This is a genomic window from Mycobacterium sp. 852014-52450_SCH5900713 (genome assembly GCF_001667075.1).
Classification (GTDB): domain Bacteria; phylum Actinomycetota; class Actinomycetes; order Mycobacteriales; family Mycobacteriaceae; genus Mycobacterium.
The window spans coordinates 14,661-37,741 of sequence record NZ_LZIL01000065.1; the positions used below are offsets into that span (position 1 = coordinate 14,661).

Below are 23,081 nucleotides of genomic sequence, written 5' to 3' on the forward strand. Positions count from 1 at the left end.
GGCGGAACGCTGGAACCTCACGCAGCCAAACTACCCTGGTCGGCGTCACACCGCCGAAGCCAGCGCCCTCAGGGTTTCCGCCGACGAGTGCACCGGCCGCCAGCCCAGCTGGGTGCGCGCTTTGGTGGTGTCCATGACCATCGACGTGCGCGCGGTGTGCAGCCATTCCAGCATGGACGGGACCAGCGGCACCCGCGACAGCGCCGCCGACGCCGCCGACGCCGCGACGGCCGGCACCCGCACCGGGCGACCGCCCAGCGCCCTGGCCACATCCCCCACCGTCACCACGCCCTCCCCGGCGATGTTGTACGCCCCGGGCGGCGCCGGAGTGGTGGCCGCCAGCGCGATCGCGCTCGCGACGTCGTCGTGGTGCACCAGCTGTAACGGGATGCCCGGGTCCGGGACGACCGGCTTCAAAATCGGCACCGCCTTGACCACGGCGCGCATCGGGCCCGGCAACTGGTTCCACGGCATGGCGTCGGCCAGGACGGTGGCATTGGGCCCGGCGACGATGCACGGCCGCAATACGAACACCTCGAGGGGCGAGTCCTTGGTGATCTCGCCGAGCAGCGCCTCGCACGCCGCCTTCTGCGCGGAGTAGTAATGCTCGTCGGAGCCCCGAGCCGGGACGTCCTCGGTCAGCGGGTCCGGGTTGTCGCCGTGATAGCCGTAGGCCGCCACCGACGAGGTGTACACCAGGCGCCGCGTCCGCTCGCTGGCGACCGTCGCCTCGAACACGTTGCGGGTGCCCTGCAGGTTGATGCGGGCACTCTCTTCCCGCGACCCCATGATGATGAAGGCCAGGTGGATGACCACGTCGGCCTGCGCCACCAGCGCGTCGACAGCCTCGCGGTCCAGGATGTCGCCCTGCTGATAGGTCGTCTTCTGCCAGCCGCGCGAAGACGGATCGAACGGCCGGCGCGCCATCCCGACGATGGCGTCCACGGCGGGTTCACGCTCCAGCGCCGTCACCGCAGACATGCCGATCTCGCCGGTTGGCCCTGTCACCGCGACGGTAATTCCCACTTGAAGGCTTTTTCCCGCCGGGCGCCCGCCGAAACCCCCGGTGGGAAATGTCACCAACGGGCGCCGCCGCGAGCGCCCCGATTCGTGCGTGCAAGGTGCTGGGGTACCCGTATTGTCAGCGGGTGCTTTCGCCGGTCCGGGGACTGGCGGCCGAGGCGCATAGGATTCGTCGCAATAGCACCGAACAGCGTGTGAGGGTCGCGCCCAGGACCGATAATCTACGGCGATCGAAACGCGGGGTCAGACTGCGGAATGCGCAGGGAATGAGGCACAACATGGCGGACGAATCGACGGCCGCAGGCAGGCCGACGCCGGGCGGGGAAATGGCCGACCCCGGGACGGTGTTCGCCGCGCTGGCCGAGATCATCTACCAGGGCTCGGACGCCGGCCAGATGTACGCGGCCATCTGCATCGCCGCCACCATGGTCGTGCGCGGATGCGACCACGCCAGCCTGTTGGTGCGCGACGGCGACCGCTACGTCACCGTGGGCGCCAGTGACCAACTGGCGCGGCAGATCGACGAGCTGGAACGGCGTTCGGGGGACGGTCCGTGCATCGACGCGATCGAGGAGGAGACCCCCCAGATCGACCCGGACCTGACGACGCCGTCGCTGTGGCCGCAGCTGGCGAAGGTGCTGGTGGCGGAAACCCCGGTGCGCGGGGCGATGGGCTTTCGGCTGTTGGTGGACAAACGCAAAGGCGCTGCGCTCAACCTGTTCAGCGACACACCCAACGTGTTCGACGCCGAGTCGGCCGGGCGCGCGGCGGTGCTGGCCGCGTTCGCCAGCGTGGCCATCAATGCGGTCGCCAAGGGCGAGGACGCCACCAGCCTGCGCCGCGGATTGCTGAGCAACCGCGAGATCGGCAAGGCGGTCGGCATGTTGATGCTGCTCCACGACATGACCGAGACGCAGGCGTTCGACCTGCTGCGGCGCCATTCCCAGACGCTGAACATCAAGCTGGCCGATGTGGCGCGGGAGGTCATCGATAGACGCGGCCAATTGCCGCCCGCCGAAGAGCAGGAGAACGACTAGCTCGCTACTCCGGCAACCGCAGCTCGGGCTTTTCCACCTCTTCGATGTTGACGTCCTTGAACGTCACCACCCGCACCTGCTTGACGAACCGGGCCGGGCGGTACATGTCCCACACCCAGGCGTCGGACAGTCGCAGCTCGAAGTACACCTCGCCGTCGGCGTTGCGGGGCACCATCTCCACGCTGTTGGCCAGGTAGAAGCGCCGCTCGGTTTCGACGACGAAGCTGAACTGGCCGACGATGTCCTTGTATTCGCGATACAGCGAGAGCTCCATCTCGGTTTCGTACTTTTCGAGATCCTCGGCACTCATCTGTTCAGACGTCCTTCTCGGAGAAACACTTCCCCGGCGTTCCGCCCGGGGAATCCTGGCCCCATCTTTCCTCACCGATATCCGCCGCGCGCGGGCGAGGGTCCGGTCGGCATTCGGCCACGACGCGGCCGCCCAACCCTGCTGACCCTATGGCCACGCGCCGGACATTGATGAACGAGTGGCGGTGTTCGGGGCAGGGACCCAGCCGCGTCAGCGCCGTGCTGTGCGCCGGTGTGCTGTAACCCTTGTGTTCGGCGAAGCCGTAGCCCGGGTGGTCGGCGTCCATGGCGACCATCAGCCGGTCCCGGCTGACCTTCGCCAGCACGCTGGCCGCGGCGATGCACGCCGCCACCGCGTCGCCGCCGATGACCGGGAGCGACGGCACCGGCAGGCCGGGCACCCGGAATCCGTCGCTGAGCACGTAACCGGGCCGCAGCGACAGGCCGGCCACGGCGCGGCGCATGCCTTCGATGTTGGCGACGTGCACGCCGCGCCGGTCCACTTCGGCCGGGGGGATGAACACGACGTGGTAGGCCAGCGCGTAACGACGGATCAGCGGGAACAACTTCTCCCTGGCACTCTCGGTGAGCTTTTTCGAATCATCAAGCGCAGCAAGGCTTTCCAGGCGGCCAGGCCCCAGCACGCAGGCCGCCACCACCAATGGGCCCGCGCAGGCGCCGCGGCCGACTTCGTCCACGCCGGCGACCGGCCCCAACCCGCTGCGATACAGCGCGGATTCCAGGGTGCGCAATCCCGACGATTTGCGGATCACCGTCCGCGGCGGCCACGTCGTGGTCATGGCTACTGATGCTGCTGCGGGTTCACCGAAGACACGCCACCCCATCGCCCGGGCGGCCACACGATGAACCTCGCCTTGCCGATCACGTTGGACACCGGCACGGTCCCCGACGCGGGATCGCCCGTGCACAACACGCCCTTGAGCGCCTCGGTCGGGACACTGTTGCAGTGGGCGCGGGAATCCGCCGAGTGGGTCCGGTTGTCGCCCATCACCCACAGCCGCCCCTGCGGAACGGTGACCGGCCCGAACTCGCTGCCCAGGCACGGATACACCGACGGGTCGGCCATCATGGTGGCCGGATCCAGGTAGGGCTCTTTGAGCGGCTTGCCGTTGACCGTCAAGCCGGTGTCGGCCCGGCACTGCACCGTCTGCCCGCCGACGGCGATGACCCGCTTCACCAAGTCGTTTTCGTCGGGAGGCACGAAGCCGATGAAGGACAGCGCATCCTGTGCCCACCGCAGCACGGTGTTGTTGGACCGGATCGACTTGTACCCCAGGTTCCAGGAGGGCGGCCCCTTGAAGACGATGACGTCACCGGGGCGGGGTGACTCGAAGCGATAGCTGACCTTGTCGACCATGATCCGGTCACCGACACAACCGGCGCAGCCGTGCAGCGTCGGCTCCATCGATTCCGACGGGATCAGGTAGGGCCGTGCCACGAACGTCAACATGACGTAATAGAGGGCCACCGCGATTACCGCCAGCAGCGCGAATTCCCGCAGCGTGGATCGCTTGGTGCGCTCCGGCGTGTCCTCGTCGGGCGCCTCTCCCGGTTCGGGGACCTTCGGCGACTCGCCTTCGGGCGTGTCCGGGATTTGAGTGGAGACCTTCGGCTCTGACTGGGCGGACTGGGGCTCAGATGAGTCCGTGGGTTCGGTCACGAGATCAGAGTAGCCAGCGCAGATTGTGGCGCGCTAAACCGACCGTGACTGCCGCCCGGCCGTCCCAGCTCAGCGCTTTTCCTTGATCTTGGCCTTCTTGCCGCGGAGCTCACGCAGGTAGTAGAGCTTGGCGCGGCGGACATCTCCACGGGTCACCACCTCGATGTGGTCGATGTTCGGCGAATGCACCGGAAACGTCCGCTCGACGCCGACGCCGTAGCTCTCCTTGCGCACGGTGAAGGTCTCGCGGACGCCGCCGCCCTGTCGACGGATCACCGCGCCCTTGAACACCTGGATACGCTCCTTGGCGCCCTCGATGACCTTGACGTGCACGTTGATGGTGTCGCCCGGGCCGAAAACGGGGATGTCGTCGCGCAGCGACGCTTGGTCGACGAAGTCCAGGCGGTTCATCTGAGAAGACACTTCCTTGCGGTCGCGGCCTGCGGCAACAGCTCTCACCTGCACGTGAGGCAGTCGCCAAGCCGATGGTTTGGGGCAACTTGGGCGTATCTCGCAGCAGGCAAGAAGCGGCCCGGCCGGCCTGGAACCGCTGGAGACAACTGGTCAATTGTGCCAGACAGGAGGCTTGCCACGAAAATCACAGCGTCGGAGGCGGTTCGCAACGAGCCGAAAACGCTGGTGAATGGTACATATGACTGGGGCCAGAACGCGCTACCCGACCTTGCGTAATGGCCGGGACAGGTGGCGCGATGCGGCCCACACCAGTGCGCTTGGGTGCGTCGGAGCCACGTCGGAGGAGAGGAATGCGCGTTCGGCCGCTGATTTTGTTCACCGCCACAGCGGCGGTGGCGTTGATCGTGGCCGCCGGATGCGAGGCGAAGGTACAGGCCAACGTATATAGCCTCCCGGTCTACGTCACGCCCGACCGAGGCCTGCGCCAGCCGCCCCCGCAGTCGGCCGAGGTCCTGCTCGAGGCGGTCAAGCCACCGCAGCCCGAACTGCAGCTGACCGCCCCGGGGCCCGTCGGCCTGCAGGCGCGGGTGCAGCAGGCAACCGACGAAGCCGCCGCCGGCGGAGCCGCCCTCTCGGTGGCGATCCTCGATCGCAAGACCCACCAGCTGGTCTCCACCGGCAACAGCCAGGTCATCGGCACCGCGTCGGTGGCCAAGCTGTTCATCGCCGACGACCTGCTGCTGCACGAATCGGAGGGCAAGGCCGCGCTGACCGCCAACGACCGCCAGGCGTTGGACATCATGTTGCAGTCATCCGACGACGGCGCGGCCGAGAAGTTCTGGGGCCAGGGCGGCGAGAACGCCATCATCACCGCGGTCGCGGCCCGCTACGGGCTCACGTCGACCACCCCGCCCAGCGACGGACGCTGGTGGAACACCATGAGCACGACGACCGACCTGATCCGCTACTACGAGATGCTGCTCGACGGGTCGGGCGGGCTGCCCGCGGACAAGGCGAAGATCATCGTCGACGACCTGGCCCAGTCCACGCCCAACGGGCTGGACGGCTACCCGCAACGCTTCGGCATCCCGGAGGGTCTGTACGCCGAACCGGTGGCGGTCAAGCAGGGCTGGATGTGCTGCATCGGCAGCGACTGGATGCACTTGTCGACCGGGGTGATCGGCTCGGACCGTCGCTACATCATGGTGGTGCAGTCGCTGCAGCCCTCCGACGACGCCACCGCCCGCGACACCATCACCCGGGCGGTCAGGACGATATTTCCCGAGGGCCGAATCGACCCGTTGGGGCGCGGGCTCTAATCCTCTTGCCCGGGCTCGTCCAACAGCTCCGGGCGTCGTTCGCGGGTGCGCTGCAACGAGACCTCCCGGCGCCAGGCGGCGACGCGCGCGTGGTCGCCGGATAACAACACCTCGGGAACGTCGAGCCCGCGCCAGCTCGGCGGCCGGGTGTAGCTGGGCCCCTCCAGCAGCCGGTCCAGCGCCGGGGAGTGCGAATCCTCGCGATGCGACGCCGGATTGCCGAGGACGCCCTCGAGCAGGCGCACCACGGCTTCGATCATCACCACCGCCGCCGACTCCCCACCCGGCAGGACATAGTCGCCGATCGAGACCTCCTCGACCCGCATCCGCCGGGCGGCATCCTCGATGACCCGCTGGTCGATGCCCTCGTAGCGGCCGCACGCGAACACCAGGTGCTTCTCGGCGCTCCACCGCTGGGCGTCAGCCTGCGTGAACAACGCACCAGCGGGGGTGGGGACAACCAAAACGGTTTGCTCCGAGCAAATCTCGTCCAGCGCTTCGCCCCACACCGGGGCCTTCATCACCATCCCCGGGCCGCCGCCGTACGGCGCGTCGTCGACCGAGCGATGCACGTCGTGCGTCCACCGACGCAGATCGTGCACCCGCAGGTCGACCAGTCCCGACTGAATTGCCTTGCCCGGCAACGATTGTCGCAACGGGTCGAGGAAGTTCGGGAAGATCGTGACGACGTCGATTCTCATGCGAGATCCAGCAGGCCCTCGGGCGGATCGATCTCGACACTGCGGTCATCGAGCGACACCGACGTGACGATCGCACCGACGAACGGCACCAGCACTTCCCCACCGTCGCCTCGGCGCACCGCCAACAACTCACCCCCGGCGGTGTGCAACACCTCGGCGACGACACCGACGTCGTCGCCCGCAACAGTCCGGACGTGCAGCCCTTCGAGTTGGTGGTCGTAGTAGGTGTCCGGCTCATCGATGGGGGGCAAATCAGCGGAATCGACCACGAACAGGGTGCCGCGCAGCGCGTCGGCGGAGTCCCGGTCGGCCACCCCGGCCAATCGCAACAGCAGCCGCCCGCCGTGTTCGCGCGCGCTCTCGACTACGAAGTCACGTTCTTCACCACCGCGGGATGGCTTGCCGCGCAGGGTGTTACCCGGCGCGAACCGGGCAGCGGGGTCGTCGGTGCGGATCTCGACGACGACCTCGCCGCCGATACCATGCGCTTTCGCGACGCGCCCGACGGTCAACTCCAACGGAGCTCCATCAGCGGCTACTGGTCGGTGTCCACCACGTCGACGCGGATACCGCGGCCACCGATACCGGCGACCAGCGTGCGCAGCGCAGTCGCGGTGCGTCCGCCGCGACCGATCACCTTGCCCAGGTCGTCGGGATGGACGTGGACCTCGACCGTTCTGCCACGGCGGCTGGTCACCATGTCCACCCGGACGTCGTCGGGGTTGTCGACGATCCCACGGACCAGGTGCTCCACTGCGTCAACGACGACGGTGCTCACGTCGGTCAGCTTTCGGCGCTCGGCGCGGCCTGCTCGCCGCCCTCGGCGGCCGTCTCCGCCGGCGCGGCCTCAGCGGCCGGCTCCGCCGGCGTCTCGGGGGCAGCCGCCGCCTCTGGCTCGGCGGCCTTGGCGGCCTTCTTGGCGGGCGACTTCTTCTTCGGCTTCGCCGCCTCGGTGGTGGGACCGCCCTCGGCCTCGGCCAGCGCGGCGTTGAACAGCTCGAGCTTGCTCGGCTTCGGCGGGGCGACCTTCAAGCGGCCCTCGGCGCCCGGCAGGCCCTTGAACTTCTGCCAGTCGCCGGTGATCTTGAGCAGCTTGAGGACGGGCTCGGTGGGCTGAGCACCCACGGACAGCCAGTACTGCGCGCGCTCGGAGTTGATCTCGATGAGGCTCGGGTCTTCCTTCGGGTGGTAGCGGCCGATGACCTCGATGGAGCGACCGTCGCGCCGCGTCCGAGCGTCGGCGACGGCGATGCGGTACTGGGGATTGCGGATCTTGCCAAGCCGGGTCAGCTTGATCTTCACAGCCATGGTTAAGCGGGTTCTCCTGTGTGTGTCACGCTGCAATTCAGCGATCGGGGCGGGGATGCCCGGATCCGGTTTTGCCTCGCGTGTATGACCACGAAGCGATGCGTAATCGCTCGGCGGACAGCCGCCCATTGTGCCAGACCAGGGCGCCGCCCCAGAAATCGCGGCGGCGGCCGCCGCCTACATGACCTTCTGGAAGACCTTGGTCTCGACCCGACGGGTCATCCGCCAGCCGTCCGGCGTGCGGACGAACTCGTCGTCGTACCAGAGCCCGCAGAACAACACCTGCTCCTTGTCCCCGCCGAGCACCATCGGGTTGAAGCAGATCACCCGCGACGAGGCCTTATCCCCGTCGATGCGCACCGAGAAGTTGCCGAGCATGTGCGCGTACACCGGGAAGTTCGGCAGCACCTCCGACAGCCACTTCTTGACCTCCGGGTAGTGGCCCTCGATGCCGCCGAGGGCGGTGTAGTCGATGTACGCGTCTTCCGTGAACACCTGGTCGAGGTCGTCGAATCGGCGCTGGTCAATGGCGGTGGAATAGTCCACCAGAAGCTGCTGGATCTCTAAGCGGTCGGAAATCTCGGCCAGGCTCAACATGCATCGGACAGTACTGAAAATCGACGCCGAACAGGCCCGGAAGTTAGACTTTCCGGCCATGCGCAAGGTCATGGCCGCAGCGGCGGCCCTGCTCACGGTGGGTGCGTACGGGGCAACCGTCCCCACGGCCCGGGCCGACAGCATGCAGCCGGTGGGCTCGGTGCCGATCCCGGACGGCCCGGCCCAGACCTGGATCGTCGCCGATCTCGACACCGGCCAGGTGCTGGCCGACCGCGACCAGAACGTGGCCCACCCGCCGGCGAGCACGATCAAGACGCTGCTGGCCCAGGTGGTCCTCGACTCGGTGAGCCTGGACTCCACCGTCGTCGCCGACACCGCCGACACCCAGGTGGAGTGCAATTGCGTCGGCATCAAACCGGGCCGCACCTACACCGCACGTCAGCTCCTCGACGGCCTGCTGCTGGTCTCGGGTAACGACGCCGCCAACACGCTGGCGCACATGCTGGGCGGGCCCGAAGTCACGGTCGCCAAGATGAACGCCAAGGCCGCCTCGCTCGGCGCGACGAGCACCCATGCCGCGACGCCGTCCGGGCTCGATGGGCCAGGCGGATCCGGGTCATCGACCGCGCACGACCTGGCCGTCATCTTCCGCGCCGCGATGGCCAACCCGGTGTTCGCGCAGATCACGGCCGAGCCGTCGGCGATGTTCCCCGGCGATAACGGCGAACACCTCATCACCAATCAGGACGAGCTGTTGCAGCGCTACCCCGGCGCGATCGGCGGCAAGACCGGGTTCACCAACGCGGCCCGCAAGACCTTTGTCGGGGCCGCCGCCCGCGGTGGCCGTCGGTTGGTCATCGCCATGATGTACGGGTTGATCAAAGAGGGCGGCCCGACGTACTGGGACCAGGCGGCGACGTTGTTCGACTGGGGATTCGCCCAAGGCCCGCAGTCCAGCATCGGCTCGCTGTAGCTATTCCGCCAGGCCCGCGTCCGCCGCCGCCGCGGACAGCAGCGTCATCAGCATCGGGATCCGTTGCTCGGCGATCTGCGGCTGCGGCAGCACCCCCTCCACCACCGCGGCCCCGTCGAACACGTTGGTCAGCAACGCGACCAGCACCGGGAACGTTTCCTCGGGGAAGCTTTCGGCCCCGGGCAGCGTACGGGCGGCGTCGTGAATCTTCGCCGAGTACTGTCGCAGCTCGGTTTGCAAAGTGGCCCTGAGCTTTTCGTCGGTGCGCGCGGCGACCAACAGCTCGTAGAGCACGGCATTGCTGGGGGCGGCGGTGATGTCGCGGAGTATCGCCAGGGCGGCTTCGAGCGCCGGCCGATCGGCCGGTATTTCGGCGACCCGCTTGGTGAACGTCTCGAGCTGACGACGCAGCACCTCCGACGCCGTGGCGGCCATGAAATCGCCCATCGTCTCGAAGTGCCGGAACAGGGCGCCCACCGACACCCCGGCGCGCTTGGTGATCACGGCCGCCGACGCCCGGGCGTATCCGACCTCGATGATGGTGGCGATGCAGGCGTCGAGAAGCCGTCCCACGGTCTCTTCCCGACGCTGCTGCTGGGTTCTGGCCACGTCAGCCCCCGATTTTCAGGGCGCTCCGGCCCCGGTGTCGCTGGCCCGCGCGCAGGTAGCGGCCCGACTTCACGGTCCGGCCGTAGCCGTCCCTGAACTGCCCCGCGCGGAAGACGACGGCCCCGCCCACACCGGTCGCGACGACGGCGTCGTCGTTGCGATTGACCATGCGCCGCAAGCCCCCGTAGAACGGCACCTCCTCCTCGTAGTAGCCCTCGACCGTTTCGTTGAGGCCGGCCGGGTCGATCACCACGAAGTCCGCGCGGTCGCCCTGCCGCAGCGTGCCGGCGTCGACGCCGAACCACTCCCCCAGTTCGCCGGTCAGGCGATGCACCGCCTGCTCGATGGGCATGAACGGTGCGCCCGCCCGGGAGGCGTCCCGAGCCCGCTTGAGCAGCTTGATCGGGAAGTTGTAGAAGGCCATGTTGCGCAGGTGCGCACCGGCATCCGAGAAGCCCATGTGCACGCTGCCCTCATTGGCGAGCGCGTTGAGCAGCTCGGGGCGGTGGTTGGCCACGACGGTCGTCCACCGGACGTTGCGTTCGCCGTTCTCGACGAGCACGTCCAGGAATGCGTCGAGCGGGTGCAGCTTGCGCTCGTCGGCGATGGCCCCAAAGCTCTTGCCTATCAACGACTCGTCGGGGCACTCGACGATGACCGCGTCGTGGAAGTCGCGGTGCCACAACGACGGTCCGAGTTTGATCCGGTCGAACTCCTTGCGGAACTTCCGGCGGTATTCCTTGTCGGCAAGTAACTCGTTGCGCTCCAACTGGTCCCGCAGGTGCAGGGCGGCCGTTCCGGCGCCGAATTCCTCGAAGACCGGCAGATCGATTCCGTCGGAGTACAACTCGAACGGCACCGGCAGATGCTGGAATCGCACATGAGAGCCCAGCAGCTTGTTCAGCAAGCGGGTCCCCGGGCCGAAGACGTATACCGACAGCGGCATCGACTTGGCATCGGCGGATACCAGCATGCTCATGCGAACGCCCTTGCCGCGGTTGAGGATCCGGCTACTGGCCAGGAAGAAGAGCATTCCGGACGACGGCTTCGCCACGTTGGGCGCGCTCTGCAGCATGCGTCCGCGCTTGCGCAGCACCTTGATGAGCCGGCGGCGCTCGCGCCAGGTCGCGAAGGTGGACGGCAGCGCCCGCGACCGGAATCGCTCACCGTCGAGCTTGTCGATGGCCGCGTCCATCCCCGACATGCCGAGCACCCCGGCGTCGAGCGCCTCCTCCAGCAGGGCCGCCATCTGCTCCAGCTCGGCGGGGGTGGGCGTGACGGTGGCGTCGGTGGCCCGATCGAGCCCGAGAACCGCCGTCCGCAGGTCCGAATGGCCAAGCAGCGAGCCGACATTCGGCCCGAGCGGCAGGGCGTCGATGGCCTTGATGTATTCCGCTGCGGTGGACCACGTCTTGTTCTGCAGGGCGCCGTAGACGAACTCGCGCGGCACGGCTTCGACGCGGCTGAACAGGTCGGCGGCGTCCTCGGAGCTGGCGTAGACCGTCGACAACGAGCAGTTCCCGAGCAACACGGTGGTGACACCGTGCCGCACGGACTCCCGCAGGCCCGGATCCAGCAGCACCTCGGCGTCATAGTGGGTGTGCACGTCGACGAAGCCGGGCACGATCCACTTGCCGGCCGCGTCGATCACCTCGGGGCAGCCCGTCTCGTCCAGCGGCCCGTCCGACACGGTGGCCACCACGCCGTCGCGAATACCCAGCGTGCGGGTCTGCGGCGCGCTGCCGGTGCCGTCGAACCACAGCCCTTCGCGAATGATCACGTCGTAAGCCACTTTGCCTCCAGTTGTCGTGGTGACATGGACCGTAACATAGATAGCAAGCACTCGCAATCTTTTCCGGAAGTCGGCGCGGCAACCCCGTGAACAGGGCCGATTCCGGTCTACGTCGGCGAGCGGAACACCTTGCCGCGCAAAATCACCAGGTCCGGACGGTGCAGGGCGGCCGGGCTCGACCGCGGATCGTCCGCGAAGCACAGCAGGTCGGCGGACGCGCCGTGATCGAGCCCGGGGCGCCCCAGCCAGCGCCGGGCGTCCCAGCACCCCGCGCCCAACGCATCGGTCGGGCTCATGCCGATGCCCTTGAGCGCTTCGATCTCGTCGGCGATGCGCCCGGGCGCGACCATGGTGCCGGCGTCACTGCCGGCGTAGATCGGCACGCCCGCATCACGGGCCGCGGCGATCCGCGACAGCCCGCGTGCATGCAGGTCGCGCATGTGGGCGGCGTAGGTCGGATACTTCCCGGCCGCGGCGTCGGCGATACCCGGGAAATTCTCGACGATGTTGACCAGCGTGGGGACCAGGACGGTCCCGTGCTCGACCATCAGCGCGATGGTGTCATCGGTGAGGCCGGTGCCGTGCTCGATGCAGTCGATGCCGGCCTTGACCAGGCCCGGCAGCGCGTCCTCACTGAAGACGTGCGCGGTGACCCGGGCGCCATGGGCATGTGCGGTGTCGATGGCCGCCTTGAGCACGTCGTCGGACCACAGCGGTGCGAGGTCGCCGACGCTGCGATCGATCCAGTCGCCGACCAGCTTGATCCAGCCATCGCCGCGCCGCGCCTCTTCCGCCACCGCCTCGGGCAGTTGCCACTCGTCTTCCAGCTCGCGCGAGAAACCCGCCGCATACCGCTTGGGCCGGGCCAGATGTTTTCCGGCCCGGATGATGCGGGGCAGATCCTCGTGGTCGTCGAGGCTGCGGGTGTCGGTGGGTGAGCCGCAGTCCCGCAACAGCAGCGCACCGACGTCGCGTTCGATCTCGGCCTGGGCGATCGCCTCGTCGAGCGGAATCTCGCCGTGCTCGCCGAGCCCGACGTGGCAGTGCGCGTCCACCAGGCCGGGGATGATCCAGCCGCCGTCAAAGACGGTGTCGGCCCCCGCGACCGGTTCGGTGCTGATGCACCCGCCGACGATCCACAGCTCGGTTGGGGTCTCGTCCGGCAGCCCGACACCTCGCACGTGCATGCGCACAGCGGGTCAGTTTCGTCGGGTCCGACGGTGACGACCTGGGGGCACCTCCCGCTTGCGGGGGACTTCGCCCGGCTTCGCCGCGCTCGCGATCGTCACGACTTGCCTGGGAACTTGAGTTTGGACAGGTCGAAATCCGCCAGGCCGGGCGGCAGCTCGTTGAGGCCTTCGGGCATGTGCGAGAGGTCGGGGAATCCGGCCGGCATGCCCGGCATCCCGGCGCCGAGCGGGTTCCTGGCCTTGGGCGGCGTCGGGCCCCGCCCGCCCTTCTTGCCCTTCTTGCCCTTGCCGCCCTTGGCCTTTCGGGTCGCCGACTTGCGCCCCATGCCGGGGATGCCCATGCCGCCGAGCATCGACGACATCATCTTGCGGGCCTCGAAGAACCGGTCCACCAGCTGGTTCACCTCGGACACCGAGACGCCGGACCCGTTGGCGATGCGCAGCCGCCGGGAAGCGTTGATGATCTTCGGGTCGGCCCGCTCTTGGGGCGTCATGCCGCGGATGATGGCCTGCAGGCGGTCGAGTTGCTTGTCGTCGACCTGTGCCAGCGCGTCCTTCATCTGCCCGGCGCCGGGAAGCATGCCCAGCAGGTTGCCGATCGGACCCATCTTGCGGATGGCGAGCATCTGCTCGAGGAAGTCCTCCAGCGTCAGCTCGCCGGTGCCGATCTTGGCGGCGGCGGCCTCGGCCTGCTCGGCGTCGAAGACCTGCTCGGCCTGTTCGATCAGGCTCAGCACGTCGCCCATGCCCAGGATGCGGCCGGCCATCCGGTCGGGGTGGAAGACGTCGAAGTCCTCCAGCTTCTCGCCGGTGGAGGCGAAAAGGATTGGGACGCCGGTCACCTCGCGCACCGACAACGCGGCGCCACCGCGGGCGTCACCGTCGAGCTTGGTCAATACCACCCCGGTGAAGCCGACGCCCTCGCGGAACGCCTCCGCGGTGGTCACGGCGTCCTGCCCGATCATCGCGTCCAGCACGAACAGCACTTCGTCGGGATTGACGGCGTCGCGGATGGCCGCGGCCTGGGACATCAGCTCGTCGTCGATGCCCAGCCGGCCGGCGGTGTCGACGATGACGACGTCGTGGTGCTTCGCCCGGGCCTCGGCGAGCCCCGCCGCCGCGACCGCGACCGGGTCACCGGGCCCCGATCCGGGGGACTCGCCGGGATGCGGCGCGAACACCGGTACCCCGGCGCGCTCACCGACGACTTGCAGCTGGTTCACCGCGGCCGGCCGCTGCAGGTCGCACGCCACCAACAGCGGAGTGTGCCCCTGCCCGCGCAGCCACGCGGCCAGCTTTCCGGCCAGCGAGGTCTTACCGGAACCCTGCAGACCGGCGAGCATCACCACGGTCGGCGGCGTCTTGGCGAACGCCAGCTGGCGGGTTTCCCCACCCAGGATGCCGATGAGCTCTTCGTTGACGATCTTGACGACCTGCTGCGCCGGGTTGAGGGCGCCGGAGACCTCGGCACCCCGGGCGCGGTCCTTGATCCGGGTGACGAACGCGCGCACCACGGGCAACGACACGTCGGCTTCCAGCAGCGCCAGCCGGATCTCGCGGGTGGTGGCCTCGATGTCGGCGTCGGTCAGTCGACCCTTGCCGCGTAGTCCCTGAAGTGCACCGGTCAACCGGTCGGACAGCGATTCAAACACCCCGCCAGCCTAGTGGTAGTCCAGCCCGGCCGGCTTGGCGCCGCCCATCGACCGCGACACCGCAACTACGCACACGACGCGCCGATAAAGGTGTGCGTAGTTTCAGTCTCGCCGAAACGGCGAGCGGGTTTGAATGGTTCCCATGCTCGAGGTGATCGACAAAGGATCCTGCAGCCGAGATCATCCGGTGCCGCTGCTGTTCGTGCACGGCGGCTGGCACGGCGCGTGGTGCTGGGAGCACTTCCTGGACTTCTTCGCCGACGCGGGCTACCGCGCGGTCGCGATGAGCCTGCGGGGGCACGGCGCCAGCCCGACGGCCAAGCCGCTGCACAAGGTTTCCATCGCCGACTACATCGACGACCTCCGTTCGGTGGCCGACGAACTGGGCGGCGACCCCGTGCTGATAGGCCATTCGCTGGGTGGCTTCGTCATCCAGCGCCACCTCGAAACACGCGGCGCCCCGGCGGCGGTCCTGGTGGGCTCCGTGCCGCCGCAGGGCGTGCTCAGGTTGGCGGTGCGCGTCTGGCGCCGCCGGCCATCGATGACGATGGAAGCCTGGACCGACCCCACGCTGCTGAAATTCCTCGCCACCCCGGCTCTGGTCCGTGAGTACCTGTTCTGCGCCGACACGCCCGAGGCGGTCGTCGAATCCTGCAGGCAACGCGCGGGGGCCGAGAGCATCCGCGCCGCCATGACCGATCCCGTGGTCCGCCGTGTCAGAACGCGGCGGGTGACCACGCCGATCCTGGTCCTCGGCGCGCAGTACGACGGCTTCGTCAGCGCCGGCGATGTGCGTGCCACGGCGCGCGCGTATGCGACCGAACCGGAATTCTTCCCGATGGGCCACAACATGATGCTCGAGCCGGGGTGGGCTGACGTCGCGCAACGCATCCACGGGTGGCTGCAGACCCGCGACCTCGCGGGCCGGCCACGGTAGCCGCGCCCGAGTCGTTACTGCGCCGAAAAGCGTTGGCGTGCTAGATTTCACAGCCACCGCTTCACCACTCTGGCCGGGTCGACAATTACAACAAACGGGGGGAAATGTCCGTGCAACCGCTCGCTCGCACGGAGTCTCCCGTCGACGACAGCGGCCGTGCGCTGCGGGGTTGGCAGCGCCGGGCGTTGGTGAAATACCTGGCCGGCCAACCGCGCGATTTCCTGGCCGTGGCGACCCCGGGCTCCGGCAAGACGACGTTCGCCCTGCGGGTGGCCGCGGAACTGCTGAGCCAGCGCGTCGTCGAGCAGATCACGGTCGTGGTGCCCACCGAGCACCTCAAGGTGCAGTGGGCCCAGGCCGCCGCACGGCACGGCATCGCCCTGGACCCGAAGTTCTCCAACTCCCATGCCCTGATGTCGGGCGAGTACCACGGCGTGATGGTCACCTACGCTCAGGTCGCGGCGCATCCGACGCTGCACCGGGTACGCACCGAGCAGCGCAAGACGTTGGTGGTCTTCGACGAGATTCACCACGGCGGTGACGCCAAGACCTGGGGTGAGGCCATCCGCGAGGCCTTCGGCGATGCGACGCGCCGGCTCGCCTTGACGGGCACGCCCTTTCGCAGCGACGACAGCCCCATCCCGTTCGTCGCCTACGAATCGGGCGCCGACGGGGTGCGGCGTTCGCAGGCCGACCACACTTACGGCTACGCCGAGGCTCTTGCCGACGGGGTGGTCCGACCGGTGGTCTTCCTGGCCTACTCCGGGGAGGCGCGCTGGCGGGACAGTGCCGGCGAGGAGCACGCCGCGCGGCTGGGCGAGCCGCTGACCGCCGAGCACACGGCGCGGGCCTGGCGCACGGCGCTCGACCCGGCCGGCGAATGGATGCCCGCGGTGATCGCGGCCGCCGACCAGCGGCTGAGCCAGAAGCGCGCGCACGTGCCCGACGCCGGCGGCATGATCATCGCCTCGGACCGCACCGCGGCGCGCGCCTACGCAACCCTGCTGACCAGGCTGACCTCCGAGGCGCCGACGGTGGTGCTGTCCGACGATCCCGGATCCTCCGCGCGCATCAGCGAATTCGCCGCCGGCACCAGCCGGTGGCTGGTGGCCGTGCGGATGGTCTCCGAAGGCGTCGACGTGCCCCGGCTCTCGGTCGGCATCTACGCCACCAGCGCCTCCACTCCCCTGTTCTTCGCGCAGGCCATCGGCCGCTTCGTACGATCGCGGCGGCCGGGCGAGACCGCCAGCATCTTCCTGCCGTCGGTGCCCAATCTGCTGCAGCTCGCCAGCGAGCTGGAGGCCCAGCGCAATCACGTGCTGGGGGATCCGCACCGCCCCGACGACGACCCCCTCGACGGCGATCCCGCCATCAGGACGCAGACCGAAAAGACCGAGGCCGACAACGGCTTCACCTCACTGGGCGCCGACGCGGAGCTGGATCAGGTCATCTTCGATGGGTCGTCGTTCGGCACCGCCGCGCCGGCCGGAAGCGACGAGGAGGCCGATTACCTCGGCATTCCGGGGTTGCTCGATGCCGATCAGATGCGGGCGCTGCTGCACCGCCGGCAGGACGAGCAGCTGCAGCGACGGGCCGCACAGGCTGCGCCGGCCGCGGTGTCGGGGCCGCCGTCGATGCATGGCCAACTGCGCGAGCTGCGCCGCGAGCTCAACAGCCTGGTGTCGGCCACCCACCACCGCATCGGCAAGCCGCACGGCTGGATTCACAGCGAACTTCGCCGTCGTTGCGGGGGGCCACCGATCGCCGCCGCGACCCGCGAACAGATCCAGGACCGCATCGAGGCGCTGCGGCGACTCAACGCCGAGCACGCCTGACCCCGCTAGTCGCCGACCGGCTCCTGGAGCACTTCGACCGTGGGGCCGCCCAACACGGCGAGCAGGTTCTGCTCGATCGCGGCTCGCGCGTCGTGCTCGCCGTGCGCCGGCACCGTCACGCAGAAGACGTCGGCGGCGGTCGAGCCGAACGTGTTGACCTTGGCCCAGACGATGTCGGACCCCGCGCGTTCCAGCGCACGGGTCAACAGCGCGAGCAGACCCAGCCGATCCATGGCCCGGACCTCGAAGATCAACTGGCCGGCGGTCGTCGCGTCGAGCCACAGGATGCGCGGCGGGGCGGTAGACCGGGTGACGGGCACCCCGGCCTGAATCTCGCCGGCCCGGGCCGTCGCGGCGCTGACCGCGTCGCTGTCGCGTCTTTCCAGCGTGCCGAGGATGTCGAGGTCGCCGGCCAGGGCACCGTTGAATTGCTGGCGCAGTAAGCCTGATTCGGGCGGCGAGCCGAACACCGGCGACGCGACGAACTCGACGATCGCCACGCCGTCGTGAATGTTGGCCAACGCCGAATGGATACGCAGGGAGTTCACCGCCAGCACTGCCGCTGCTTTCGAAACCAGCCCGCGCTGGTTCGGCGCGAGCATCACCGCGGTCAAGCGCTCCCGGTCACCGGGGTGCAGCTCCACGTGCACGCCGCGGCCAGCCGCCAGCGAAAGATAGTGGGGCGCAATCGGTTCGGCCTCCGGCAGCGGCTCGCCCGCCATCACCAGCCGGCAGCGACGGACCAAGTCGTCGATCAACGACGCCTTCCAGTCGCTCCACACCCCGGGACCGGTGGACTTCGAATCCGCCTCGGCCAGTGCGTGCAGGAGTTCGAGCAGTTGCGGGTCGCCGCGCAGGGCCGCGGCCACCGACTCGATGGTCTTGGGATCGTTGAGATCGCTTCGGGTGGCCGTGATCGGCAGCAGGAGGTGGTGGCGGACCATTCCCGCGAGCGTGTCGGTGTCCTGGGCCGACAGCCCCAGCCGGTTGCCGATCGGGATCGTCAATTCCGCGCCGAGCACACAGTGGTCCGTGCCGCGCCCCTTGCCGATGTCGTGCAGCAGCGCGCCGAGGGCGAGCAGGTCAGATCGCGCCACGCGGGTGGTGAGCGGGGCCGCGTTGACAGTGGTTTCGACGATGTGCCGGTCGACGGTCCACTTGTGCGAGACGTCGCGCGGCGGAAGGTCGCGCACCGCATCCCATTCCGGGAACAGTCGGCCCCACAGCCCGGTGCGGTCCAGGGACTCGATCGTGTTCACCGCCGTGGGCCCGGCCAGCAGCACGACCAGCAGGTCGTCCAGCGCCTCCCGCGGCCATGGCGAGGGTAAATCCGGGACGCTGTCGGCGAGTCGCTTGAGCGTGCCGGCGCCGATCGGCAGGCCGGTGTCCGCCGACGCGGCGGCGACTCGCAACACCAGGCCGGCATCGGTTTGGGGTTGGGCGTCGCGGGCGAGCACCACCTCGCCGTCGTACTCGACCACCCCCTCGTCCAGCGGTCGCCGCTTCGGGCGCCGCACCAGGGCGGTGAGGCCGCGTCGGGGCAGGGCGTTCTGCGCGGTCCGGAGCCCGGTTTCGGCGTGGTACGCGATGGTGCGGCTGACGCTGGAGAGCATGCGGGACAACGCAAATCGATCCCCGACGCCCAAGGCCGCACTGACCTCGTCGGCGAACTGAGCCAGCAGTTGGTCGAGTCCGCGCTTGGATACCCGGTGCAGTTCTGTGCGGACATCGAGCAGCGTGAGGTACGCGGCGTTCAGCGATCCGCCGGGCGCGTCGGGATGACCCATGCCGTGGCGGTCGATGAGCTGCGCGACGCCCAGCGCGTCGAGCAGTTGGACGTCGCGCAGGCCGCCGCGCCCCGACTTCAGATCCGGTTCGGCCCGCTGAGCGATTCGCCAACACCGTTGCCAGCGTTCATATGTCATGGCGACGAGCTCGTCCATGCGGGACCGGATTGCGCTGCGCCACTGGCGTCGAGCCCCGTCGATCAGCTCCGCCGACAGGCGCTCGTCCCCGGCGATGTGGCGGGCGTCCAGCATGCCCAGCGCGGCCACCAGGTCGCTGTTGGCGACGCCGAGGGCCCCGGACACCGATCGCACGCTGTGGTCGAGCCTGACGTTGGCGTCCCACAGCGGATACCACAATCCGTCGGCGACCCGCTGCAATTGGGTATCAGACTTGTTGTCGTGCAACAGCATTAGATCGAGATCGGAATACGGCAACAGCTCGCGGCGGCCCACACCACCGACCCCGACGACCGCGAAACCGCTACCGTCGGCGATGCCGATCTCGCCGGCCTTGGCGACCAGCCAGGATTCATGAAGCTCCAGCCAGGCTTTCCGGAGCTCCGCGGCGCCGAGGTGAGCGCCCTCCGACAGCAGTTGGCGCCGCGAGGCAGCCAAATCGGCTGCCCCGCCGGCGCTTCCTGTCCCCGCTTCAGATGACCTGTCGGATGGGCTTGTCATACCCTCCCGGCCCGTCCGGCCTGGTTCAGCAATGTGCGGCTAGGAGTCAGAGGGCATCGGTTCCGCGTTCACCCGTGCGCACGCGCACAATGGTTTCCACGGGGGTTACCCAGACCTTGCCGTCACCGATCTTGCCGGTGCGCGCCGCCCGGACGATGCTGTCCACGACCTTGTCCACGATGGAATCGTCGACCACCACCTCGATCCGCACCTTCGGCACGAAATCCACCGAGTATTCAGCACCCCGGTAAACCTCGGTGTGGCCCTTCTGCCGCCCGTACCCCTGGATTTCGCTGACCGTCATGCCCAGGACGCCCGCGTCCTCGAGGCTGGTCTTCACGTCATCGAGGGTGAACGGCTTCACAATTGCGGTGACTAGCTTCATGCCTGCTCTGCCTCCACTTTGTCGCCCACTCGGTCCTCCTCCAGGCCGTTGCGGTCCTCCAGGGGAACCCGCGCCGCCGGAAGAACGGATCCCTGCCCACCGATCGTTCCGAAATCGTACGCGCTCTCCGCGTGCTCAGACTCGTCGATGCCGGTTGATTCTTCCTCGGCGTCGACACGCAACCCGATCGTGTACTTCAGGATCAAAGCCAAGATCAGCGTGACGATGCCGGAGTAGAAGAGGACGGCGAAGGCGCCGACCGCCTGCCGCTCCAGCTGGGCCCAGCCGCCGCCGTAGAACAACCCCTTCGACACCCCGGCCACCCCGTTGATCGCGGTGGACTCCGGCGCGGCGAGCAGGCCGACCAGCAAGGTGCCCGCCAGACCGCCGACCATGTGCACCCCGACCACGTCGAGCGAGTCGTCGAAGCCGAACCGGAATTTCAGCCCGACCGCCAGCGCGCACACCACTCCGGCCACCGCGCCGACGACGATCGCGCCCAGGATGTTGACCGACGAGCAGGACGGTGTGATGGCGACCAGTCCGGCGACGATGCCGGACGCCGCTCCCAGCGTCGTGGGTTTCCCGTCGCGGATGCGCTCGGTCAGCAGCCACGCGAGCATGCCCGTGGCCGTGGCGACCGTGGTGGTCATGAACGTCGCTCCGGCGGACCCGTTCGAACTGGTCGCCGAACCGGCGTTGAATCCGAACCAGCCGAACCACAGCAAGCCTGCGCCGAGCATCACGAACGGCAGGTTGTGCGGCCGGAACAGCGTGGTGGGCCACCCGCGGCGCTTGCCCAGGACGATCGCCAGCGCCAGGCCGGCCACACCGGAGTTGATATGGACCGCCGTCCCTCCGGCGAAGTCGATGGCGTGCAGCTTGTTGTTGATCCAGCCACCGTGCTCAGACGCGAAGCCGTCGGCGGCGAAGACCCAGTGTGCGACCGGGAAGTAGACCAGCGTCGCCCACAGCCCGGCGAACACCAGCCACGCGGTGAACTTGAGCCGATCGGCCACCGCGCCCGAGATCAGCGCGACGGTGATGATCGCGAACATCAGCTGGAAGGCCACGAACACCGTCGCGGGCATGGTGCCGGCCAACGGGATGTCCACCTGCGTGACGCCCTTGCTCGGGTCCGCCTTGACGGCGTTGCCGCCGATGAGCTTCGCCAGGCCCCAGTAATCGGTCGGATTACCCACGACGCCGCCCCGGTCGTCACCGAACGACATCGAGTAGCCGTAGAGCACCCAGAGCACCGTCACGACGCCCATGGCGCTGATGCTCATCATGATCATGTTGAGCACGCTTCTGGTGCGCACCATGCCGCCGTAGAAGAACGCAAGACCTGGCGTCATCAACAGCACTAGCGCGGAACTCGCCAACATCCAGGCGGTATCGCCGGTATCTGGTTGGCCCAATTGCGGGAATGCCACTCGCTCACCTCCGGTCGGACATGAATGGCCGGCAGGCGACGCCTGTGGCCTGCGAGAACCATGCGCAATTGTTGTTTCCGCAGTGGGGCCGCCGTGTTTCGGCGGTATTAACGTCCGGCTCGCCCTGTAAGGGGTTTCAGCCGAGCAGGGCGTCGACGAAGGCACCCGGCTCGAACGGCGCCAGATCGTCGGGACCCTCCCCGAGCCCGACCAGCTTCACCGGTACCCCGAGTTCCTGTTGGACGCGGAATACGATGCCGCCCTTGGCCGTACCGTCCAGCTTGGTCAGCACGGCGCCGGTGATCTCGACGACCTCGGCGAAGACCCGCGCCTGGGCCAGGCCGTTCTGCCCGATGGTGGCGTCGAGCACCAGCAGCACCTCGTCGACCGCGGCGCGTCGTGTTACCACGCGTTTAACCTTGTCGAGCTCGTCCATCAGCCCGACCTTGGTGTGCAGCCGGCCGGCGGTGTCGATGAGCACCACGTCGGCGCCCGAGGCGATGCCCTTGTCGACGGCGTCGAACGCCACCGATGCCGGGTCGGCGCCTTCGGGCCCGCGTACTACCTCCGCGCCCACGCGGGACGCCCAGGTTTGCAGTTGATCGGCCGCCGCGGCCCGGAAGGTGTCGGCGGCGCCGAGCACGACACGACGTCCGTCGGCCACCAGCACCCGGGCCAATTTGCCTACGGTGGTGGTCTTTCCGGTGCCGTTCACACCGACGACCAGCAGCACCGACGGGTGGTCATCGTGCGGCAGCGCGCGGATCGAGCGGTCCATGTCGGGGTGCAGCTCCCGGATCAGCACGTCGCGCAGTACGGCCTTCGCGTCGGCTTCGGTGCGCACATCGCTGCCGGCCAGGCGGGCGCGCAGCTGCGCCATCACCGACTCGGTGACCACCGGGCCGAGGTCGGCGACCAGCAGGGTGTCCTCGACGTCCTGCCAAGCGTCTTCGTCCAGGTCGCCGCCGCCGATCAGGCCCAGCACGCTGCGTCCCAACGCGTTCTGCGACCTGGCCAGCCGGCCGCGAAGGCGCTCGAGGCGGCCTTCGGGCGGCGCGATGGCCTCGATCTCGGGGGCCGCTGGTGGCGGCTCGGCGGCCGGCGGCGTGGGCGCCGGTGCTACCGGCGGTGCGGCGGGGGTCTCCAGCGTCTCCGGTTCGGGGAGCTCGACCTCCGAGATGGTGCGCCGCGGCGCGTCGCGAGGAATGGTGGCGTCGTCGCCCACCGCGGGCAGGCCCGTGGTGTCGAGCCGATCGGCGGTTGCGGTCTGGCTGAAGGTGATGCCCGACGACGCGGTGTAGCCGCCCGAGCGGTCGATCGCGCCGGGCTCCGGCTTGGCCGTGAAGGTGATCTGCCGGCGGCGGTACCGCACCAGCCCCAGGACCAGCGCCGCGACGACAACCAGGACAGCGACGACCGCGATGGCGATCCAAAGACCTTGGGACACGGTGACATTG

At 68.7% G+C, this 23,081-nt stretch carries 23 protein-coding genes; 5 read left to right on the top strand and 18 right to left on the bottom strand.

Annotation, left to right across the window (positions count from 1 at the left end; all coding sequences use genetic code 11):
- Positions 1–45: 45 nt before the first annotated feature.
- Entirely contained in the window at positions 46–1,026 is a 981-nt protein-coding gene (locus A5773_RS19230; protein ID WP_066952601.1) for an SDR family oxidoreductase, read from the bottom strand.
- Between the two features lie 275 nt (positions 1,027–1,301).
- On the opposite strand from A5773_RS19230, the gene A5773_RS19235 reads away from it, so the two are divergent.
- On the top strand, positions 1,302–2,060 hold the full coding sequence (locus tag A5773_RS19235; protein WP_066952704.1) for a GAF and ANTAR domain-containing protein: 759 nt from the start codon (positions 1,302–1,304) through the stop codon (positions 2,058–2,060).
- A gap of 4 nt (positions 2,061–2,064) precedes the next feature.
- On the opposite strand, the gene A5773_RS19240 is transcribed toward A5773_RS19235, so the two are convergent.
- From A5773_RS19240 to rplS, 4 genes are all read right to left on the bottom strand, one after another.
- Positions 2,065–2,370: a DUF2469 domain-containing protein gene (locus A5773_RS19240; protein ID WP_046184425.1), complete on the bottom strand. Its 306-nt coding sequence runs from the start codon at positions 2,368–2,370 to the stop codon at positions 2,065–2,067.
- 4 nt (positions 2,371–2,374) lie between these two features.
- On the bottom strand, positions 2,375–3,169 hold the full coding sequence (locus A5773_RS19245; RefSeq protein ID WP_066952599.1) for a ribonuclease HII: 795 nt from the start codon (positions 3,167–3,169) through the stop codon (positions 2,375–2,377).
- Positions 3,170–3,171: 2 nt separating this feature from the next.
- The gene (gene lepB / locus A5773_RS19250) at positions 3,172–4,050 is read right to left on the bottom strand and encodes a signal peptidase I (RefSeq protein ID WP_066952597.1); all 879 of its coding nucleotides are present in this window, start codon (positions 4,048–4,050) and stop codon (positions 3,172–3,174) included.
- A 69-nt stretch (positions 4,051–4,119) separates the two neighbouring features.
- The gene (rplS, locus tag A5773_RS19255; RefSeq protein ID WP_066952595.1) at positions 4,120–4,461 is read right to left on the bottom strand and encodes a 50S ribosomal protein L19; all 342 of its coding nucleotides are present in this window, start codon (positions 4,459–4,461) and stop codon (positions 4,120–4,122) included.
- Positions 4,462–4,814: 353 nt separating this feature from the next.
- On the opposite strand from rplS, the gene A5773_RS19260 reads away from it, so the two are divergent.
- The gene (locus tag A5773_RS19260; RefSeq protein ID WP_066952593.1) at positions 4,815–5,783 is read left to right on the top strand and encodes a hypothetical protein; all 969 of its coding nucleotides are present in this window, start codon (positions 4,815–4,817) and stop codon (positions 5,781–5,783) included.
- Here A5773_RS19260 and trmD read toward each other — a convergent pair.
- From trmD to A5773_RS19285, 5 genes are all read right to left on the bottom strand, one after another.
- Positions 5,780–6,484 (bottom strand): tRNA (guanosine(37)-N1)-methyltransferase TrmD, encoded by a 705-nt coding sequence (trmD, locus tag A5773_RS19265; RefSeq protein WP_067792187.1) that lies wholly within the window; start codon positions 6,482–6,484, stop codon positions 5,780–5,782. The genes A5773_RS19260 and trmD overlap by 4 nt on opposite strands.
- Positions 6,481–7,002 carry a ribosome maturation factor RimM gene (gene rimM / locus A5773_RS19270; protein WP_067792190.1) on the bottom strand — a complete coding sequence of 174 codons (522 nt, stop codon included), beginning with the start codon at positions 7,000–7,002 and terminating at the stop codon, positions 6,481–6,483. Before rimM ends, trmD begins: the two co-directional genes overlap by 4 nt.
- Positions 7,003–7,019: 17 nt before the next feature.
- Complete coding sequence (locus A5773_RS19275; RefSeq protein WP_003878715.1) at positions 7,020–7,262, bottom strand: RNA-binding protein; 243 nt, start codon at positions 7,260–7,262, stop codon at positions 7,020–7,022.
- Positions 7,263–7,267: 5 nt separating this feature from the next.
- The gene (rpsP, locus tag A5773_RS19280; RefSeq protein WP_067792193.1) at positions 7,268–7,792 is read right to left on the bottom strand and encodes a 30S ribosomal protein S16; all 525 of its coding nucleotides are present in this window, start codon (positions 7,790–7,792) and stop codon (positions 7,268–7,270) included.
- 177 nt (positions 7,793–7,969) lie between these two features.
- Positions 7,970–8,389: a nuclear transport factor 2 family protein gene (locus A5773_RS19285; protein WP_066952585.1), complete on the bottom strand. Its 420-nt coding sequence runs from the start codon at positions 8,387–8,389 to the stop codon at positions 7,970–7,972.
- A 58-nt stretch (positions 8,390–8,447) separates the two neighbouring features.
- Here A5773_RS19285 and A5773_RS19290 point away from each other — a divergent pair, with 58 nt between their 5' ends.
- A complete protein-coding gene (locus A5773_RS19290) occupies positions 8,448–9,323 on the top strand; it encodes a D-alanyl-D-alanine carboxypeptidase family protein (RefSeq protein ID WP_066952583.1) in 876 nt (291 codons plus the stop codon).
- Here the strand turns inward: A5773_RS19290 and A5773_RS19295 are convergent, their stop codons facing one another.
- The 4 genes from A5773_RS19295 to ffh form a co-directional block, all read right to left on the bottom strand.
- Positions 9,324–9,932 (bottom strand): TetR/AcrR family transcriptional regulator, encoded by a 609-nt coding sequence (locus A5773_RS19295; protein ID WP_067792195.1) that lies wholly within the window; start codon positions 9,930–9,932, stop codon positions 9,324–9,326.
- A gap of 1 nt (position 9,933) precedes the next feature.
- Positions 9,934–11,724, bottom strand: a complete 1,791-nt coding sequence (locus A5773_RS19300; protein ID WP_067792198.1) for an amidohydrolase family protein — start codon at positions 11,722–11,724, stop codon at positions 9,934–9,936.
- A 107-nt stretch (positions 11,725–11,831) separates the two neighbouring features.
- The gene (locus tag A5773_RS19305; RefSeq protein ID WP_156744904.1) at positions 11,832–12,911 is read right to left on the bottom strand and encodes an amidohydrolase family protein; all 1,080 of its coding nucleotides are present in this window, start codon (positions 12,909–12,911) and stop codon (positions 11,832–11,834) included.
- Between the two features lie 98 nt (positions 12,912–13,009).
- Complete coding sequence (gene ffh, locus A5773_RS19310) at positions 13,010–14,566, bottom strand: signal recognition particle protein (RefSeq protein WP_066952577.1); 1,557 nt, start codon at positions 14,564–14,566, stop codon at positions 13,010–13,012.
- Positions 14,567–14,708: 142 nt separating this feature from the next.
- On the opposite strand from ffh, the gene A5773_RS19315 reads away from it, so the two are divergent.
- A complete protein-coding gene (locus tag A5773_RS19315) occupies positions 14,709–15,503 on the top strand; it encodes an alpha/beta hydrolase (protein WP_066952575.1) in 795 nt (264 codons plus the stop codon).
- A gap of 104 nt (positions 15,504–15,607) precedes the next feature.
- The gene (locus A5773_RS19320; RefSeq protein WP_067266156.1) at positions 15,608–17,338 is read left to right on the top strand and encodes a DEAD/DEAH box helicase; all 1,731 of its coding nucleotides are present in this window, start codon (positions 15,608–15,610) and stop codon (positions 17,336–17,338) included.
- Positions 17,339–17,343: 5 nt separating this feature from the next.
- Here the strand turns inward: A5773_RS19320 and A5773_RS19325 are convergent, their stop codons facing one another.
- The 4 genes from A5773_RS19325 to ftsY form a co-directional block, all read right to left on the bottom strand.
- The gene (locus A5773_RS19325) at positions 17,344–19,803 is read right to left on the bottom strand and encodes a [protein-PII] uridylyltransferase (protein ID WP_082948307.1); all 2,460 of its coding nucleotides are present in this window, start codon (positions 19,801–19,803) and stop codon (positions 17,344–17,346) included.
- 46 nt (positions 19,804–19,849) lie between these two features.
- Positions 19,850–20,188, bottom strand: coding sequence for a nitrogen regulatory protein P-II (glnB, locus tag A5773_RS19330; protein ID WP_066952569.1), 339 nt, complete (start codon positions 20,186–20,188; stop codon positions 19,850–19,852).
- Complete coding sequence (locus A5773_RS19335) at positions 20,185–21,576, bottom strand: ammonium transporter (RefSeq protein ID WP_066952563.1); 1,392 nt, start codon at positions 21,574–21,576, stop codon at positions 20,185–20,187. Before A5773_RS19335 ends, glnB begins: the two co-directional genes overlap by 4 nt.
- Positions 21,577–21,760: 184 nt before the next feature.
- Positions 21,761–23,071, bottom strand: coding sequence for a signal recognition particle-docking protein FtsY (gene ftsY / locus A5773_RS19340; RefSeq protein WP_066952561.1), 1,311 nt, complete (start codon positions 23,069–23,071; stop codon positions 21,761–21,763).
- Positions 23,072–23,081: the final 10 nt, after the last annotated feature.

Excerpts from the sequence above, each read along its gene's own strand:
- A5773_RS19315 (WP_066952575.1), top strand. The coding sequence starts at position 14,709 with ATGCTCGAGGTGATCGACAAAGGATCCTGCAGCCGAGATCATCCGGTG.
- A5773_RS19240 (WP_046184425.1), bottom strand. The coding sequence starts at position 2,370 with ATGAGTGCCGAGGATCTCGAAAAGTACGAAACCGAGATGGAGCTCTCG.
- A5773_RS19245 (WP_066952599.1), bottom strand. The coding sequence starts at position 3,169 with ATGACCACGACGTGGCCGCCGCGGACGGTGATCCGCAAATCGTCGGGA.
- rplS (WP_066952595.1), bottom strand. The coding sequence starts at position 4,461 with ATGAACCGCCTGGACTTCGTCGACCAAGCGTCGCTGCGCGACGACATC.
- A5773_RS19285 (WP_066952585.1), bottom strand. The coding sequence starts at position 8,389 with ATGTTGAGCCTGGCCGAGATTTCCGACCGCTTAGAGATCCAGCAGCTT.
- A5773_RS19305 (WP_156744904.1), bottom strand. The coding sequence starts at position 12,911 with ATGCACGTGCGAGGTGTCGGGCTGCCGGACGAGACCCCAACCGAGCTG.
- rpsP (WP_067792193.1), bottom strand. The coding sequence starts at position 7,792 with ATGGCTGTGAAGATCAAGCTGACCCGGCTTGGCAAGATCCGCAATCCC.
- A5773_RS19235 (WP_066952704.1), top strand. The coding sequence starts at position 1,302 with ATGGCGGACGAATCGACGGCCGCAGGCAGGCCGACGCCGGGCGGGGAA.
- A5773_RS19290 (WP_066952583.1), top strand. The coding sequence starts at position 8,448 with ATGCGCAAGGTCATGGCCGCAGCGGCGGCCCTGCTCACGGTGGGTGCG.
- glnB (WP_066952569.1), bottom strand. The coding sequence starts at position 20,188 with ATGAAGCTAGTCACCGCAATTGTGAAGCCGTTCACCCTCGATGACGTG.
- A5773_RS19320 (WP_067266156.1), top strand. The coding sequence starts at position 15,608 with ATGTCCGTGCAACCGCTCGCTCGCACGGAGTCTCCCGTCGACGACAGC.
- A5773_RS19335 (WP_066952563.1), bottom strand. The coding sequence starts at position 21,576 with ATGTTGGCGAGTTCCGCGCTAGTGCTGTTGATGACGCCAGGTCTTGCG.
- A5773_RS19260 (WP_066952593.1), top strand. The coding sequence starts at position 4,815 with ATGCGCGTTCGGCCGCTGATTTTGTTCACCGCCACAGCGGCGGTGGCG.
- A5773_RS19325 (WP_082948307.1), bottom strand. The coding sequence starts at position 19,803 with ATGACAAGCCCATCCGACAGGTCATCTGAAGCGGGGACAGGAAGCGCC.
- trmD (WP_067792187.1), bottom strand. The coding sequence starts at position 6,484 with ATGAGAATCGACGTCGTCACGATCTTCCCGAACTTCCTCGACCCGTTG.